2 protein-coding genes are annotated in these 3,411 nt (G+C 61.0%); one reads left to right on the plus strand and one right to left on the minus strand.

Features of this window, described 5'->3' with window-relative positions; translation table 11 throughout:
• Positions 1-321: 321 nt before the first annotated feature.
• Entirely contained in the window at positions 322-2,085 is a 1,764-nt protein-coding gene (locus AB5164_RS10010; protein ID WP_368143317.1) for a coiled-coil domain-containing protein, read from the minus strand.
• A 294-nt stretch (positions 2,086-2,379) separates the two neighbouring features.
• On the opposite strand from AB5164_RS10010, the gene AB5164_RS10015 reads away from it, so the two are divergent.
• Positions 2,380-3,180 carry an SDR family NAD(P)-dependent oxidoreductase gene (locus AB5164_RS10015; protein WP_368143316.1) on the plus strand — a complete coding sequence of 267 codons (801 nt, stop codon included), beginning with the start codon at positions 2,380-2,382 and terminating at the stop codon, positions 3,178-3,180.
• Positions 3,181-3,411: the final 231 nt, after the last annotated feature.

The raw sequence follows: 3,411 nt of genomic DNA on the forward strand, positions 1-3,411 counted from the left end.
TTGTCGCAGCCCCGACCCGCGGTCACGAGCGGGGGCTCCTGTCGTTTCCGTGCCCTTGGATTGGGTCATAGTGTCTGACTCTGCCATTACATCGGTGTTGCCGTGGTTGTTGAGTAGTCATTGGGCGCTTGGCACTTGGGGACGTTCCTTTTGTGCCGGCACCTGGGGACACTCCTTATGTCAAGAGATTGGTGCAAGAGGGATAGATTGCCTTGCATCAATCTAATAAGTTGCGGTGAGATAGTTCTTGAATTGGCTTTTTGAGGGCTAAACAGGAACTATCTCACCGCAACTGCGTTGAGCGTTTTTTTGGCAGCTAGTTTACTTGCTCGCGAACAGCCAGATCAGGATGATCACCAGGATTGCGGCGACGATGCAGACGATGGCGCCGGTGAATTTGATGCGTGAGTCGCGGGTACGCTCGCGCACCGCGTCCTCGGTGGCCTCGAGCTGGGCAACTTCTCGCTCGGTCTCGGCGTGTTCGGCTTTGTCTCGGGCCAAGGATCCTGCAAGCGACTCAGTGATCTCTGGGTGGTCGTGTACTTCGGTCGCCTGCTCGATGATCGACTGCGCATGTGCGGTATCTGCTTGGGCGTTGGCGATGGTCTGCTCCTGGTCGCGGCGTGCCTTGTCCTCGGCGGCGATCTTCTCGCGCAGTTCGCGCTGGCGCGTCGTGGCGGCAGTTTTCGCTGTCTGCAGCTCGTCTCGCGCGGCATCGGCCTCAGTCGTCACGGCTTGGTGTGCGCGTTTGGCTTCGGCAATGGGGGCTTGAGCCTGTTCGACGGCCTGCTCGGCTGCGGCAAGCGAGTGCTCAAGGTCGGCGGTGATGCGCGGGACATCTTCTTCGGCTTTTCGCAGGGCATCTGCCGTGTCGGAGATCTGCATCGAGAGCTCGCTGGTGCGCACCGTATAGTTGGCGGGATTTGCCGAGGGATTGCGTTGCAGCTCGGCATACTCATGACGCAGCGTCTCGAGCTGGGCGCGCGTGGCGTCGACGGTTTGTTGTGCGGCGGCAATGCCGGCGTCTCGCTCGGCCTGCACCTTGTCGCGGATGCGCTTGGAATCCTCAAGACGGCGAACGAGGCGGTTGCCGGTCTCGCGCGAGCTCGCCTCGCGGGCCTCCACGGCATCGAGCGCGGCCTTCAGGCGGAGCTCAGTCGCGTCATCCTCTGTCTTCATTTGTTCGAACTGCCCCTTGAGCTCTGTCGCTTTGGCGGCGTGGGCATCACGGTCAATCTCGGCTGCCGCAGCGGTCTTTTGCGCTGTGGCGATCGCCTGGCGCTGGTCGGCGACGATCTGGTCGTAGCGGCCTGCGATATCCTGGCGCGTCTCGAGTTCCTCGGCCTGATCGGCAATGCGCTGCTCAAGTTCGGCCAGGTGGGCGCGGGCATCGGCAAGTGCCTTTTTCGCGGCGTTCATCTCGCGCATGGCCGAGGCGCCCTGGGCGATAAAGGTGCCCACGGCGTTCGCAGTGTTCGAGACAGCGGTCCCCAGATCGCGGCTCGCGGCGGGGGAGTGCGGGGCGGTCGGGCGAGCGGTGTCGGCAGCGTCCGCATCGGCAGCCTGCGGCGCGGCGATATTGCCGGTACCGCCCTCGACCACAGAAAAGCCTGCTGCGTGCGGATCGACCGCATCGGCGCCAATCGTGGGGTGCTCGAGCTGCAGAAACGAGGGCATGGTGCTGCCCTGGTCGGCAACCGGAGTCTCGCCGGGCACAAAGGTCGAGGCCGCCTCGGCGGCCTCCTCTTCCTCGGCATCGATATCGGCATCGGCGACGGCGTCTTTCATCGCTTTGACAGCATCCATCATGGAGTCCATGACGGCATCGAGCTCTTCTTCCGAAGACACCTCGATGGGGCCCGCTGCTTGCGGGGCGTCGTCCTGTACAGGGGCGTCGTCCTGAGCGGGCGCATCGTCGTTTTGCTCATCGGCGTTTTCTGTTTCGGGGGTTTCCGCCGTAGCGCTTTCGTCCAAGATGGGGTCGTCGAGGTCAATATCATCGCAGGTCACAGCATCAGCATCTGCGGTGACGTCTGCGGAATCATCAATATGCTGTTGAGTCTGGGGGTCCAGCTCGTCTGTCATAGGTATGTGCTCCTCATCGTTGTTTGTCACCCTATGATAAAGTCTCGCGCCGACTTCCCGCGCGCCGCAGCAAAGTTTCAAAACGTGTTCGATGGCTCGCGTCGATAGCAAAAACTCGGCCACTCTATCCAATTTTTACTTGACATTCCCTTCGCCGAAAGACGTTGCGCCGTTCGCCTGCCATGGGCTTTATTTTTCACTTGAACCCGTTAAAGTTGCATTTCAGCTTTTGGCGCGTTTATTTGGATGCGCGCAGTCGGCGGGTGCGCCCGTCGCGATTTGAAAGGACTTTATATGGGACTTTTCACTTGTAAGACCGTGATCGTCACCGGCGGCGGCAAGGCCACGCTTAAGGACGGCTCCGCTGGCTCCATCGGTTACGGCATCGATATCGCTTTTGCCAAGGAGGGCGCGAACCTCGTTATCACCGGCCGCAACGTCGCCAAGCTCGAGGCCGCCAAGGAGTCCCTCGAGGCCGAGTACGGTGTCAAGGTTCTGCCTGTTCAGGCCGATGTCTCCGCCGGCCAGGACAACGAGGCCGTCGTACAGAACGTTATCGACAAGGCGATTGAGGAGTTCGGTCGCATCGACGCCGTCGTCAACAACGCTCAGGCCAGCGCCTCGGGCGTGACCATTGCCGATCACACCATGGACCAGTTTAACCTGGCCATTTACTCTGGCCTGTATGCCACCTACCTGTACATGCAGAAGGCCTATCCGCACCTGAAGGAGACCAAGGGCTCCGTGGTCAACTTTGCTTCGGGCGCCGGCCTGTTTGGTAACTATGGCCAGTGCAGTTATGCTGCCGCCAAGGAGGGCATCCGCGGTTTAACTCGCGTTGCCGCCAACGAGTGGGGCAAGGACGGCATCAACGTCAACATCGTGTGCCCGCTTGCTTGGACCGCTGCGCTCGAGAACTTCCAGGATGCCTATCCCGAGGCGTTCAAGGCCAACGTTCACATGCCGCCGGCGGGCCATTACGGCGATGTCGAGAAGGAGATCGGCCGCGTGGTCGTTCAGCTCTGCGGCCCCGACTTTAAGTACATGAACGGCGAGACCGTCACACTCGAGGGTGGCATGGGCCAGCGTCCTTAGGGGTTACGTCTCAGGTTCCGCCGTTCTAATGAACGGCGGACCAGTCGACGCTGCGCGGTCGCCAGAGCGACAACTTGTCATTCAAAGAGGGCGGCATGACCAGAAGGTCTATGCCGCCCTCTTTTCATGCCAATTTGTTCGCTCTGGCGACCGCTCGCTCATATGACCCAATCCGCTGTCAAGAGCCACAATGGCCCCGCCGACCGCTTGCAATCGGTCGGCGGGGCCTGC

Origin of the sequence: Collinsella aerofaciens, assembly GCF_040915425.1 — a bacterium.
In the GTDB taxonomy this organism is placed as follows: Bacteria; Actinomycetota; Coriobacteriia; order Coriobacteriales; family Coriobacteriaceae; genus Collinsella; species Collinsella aerofaciens_BW.

Coding starts and splice junctions, on each gene's coding strand:
- AB5164_RS10010 (WP_368143317.1), bottom strand. CDS start 2,085: ATGACAGACGAGCTGGACCCCCAGACTCAACAGCATATTGATGATTCC.
- AB5164_RS10015 (WP_368143316.1), top strand. CDS start 2,380: ATGGGACTTTTCACTTGTAAGACCGTGATCGTCACCGGCGGCGGCAAG.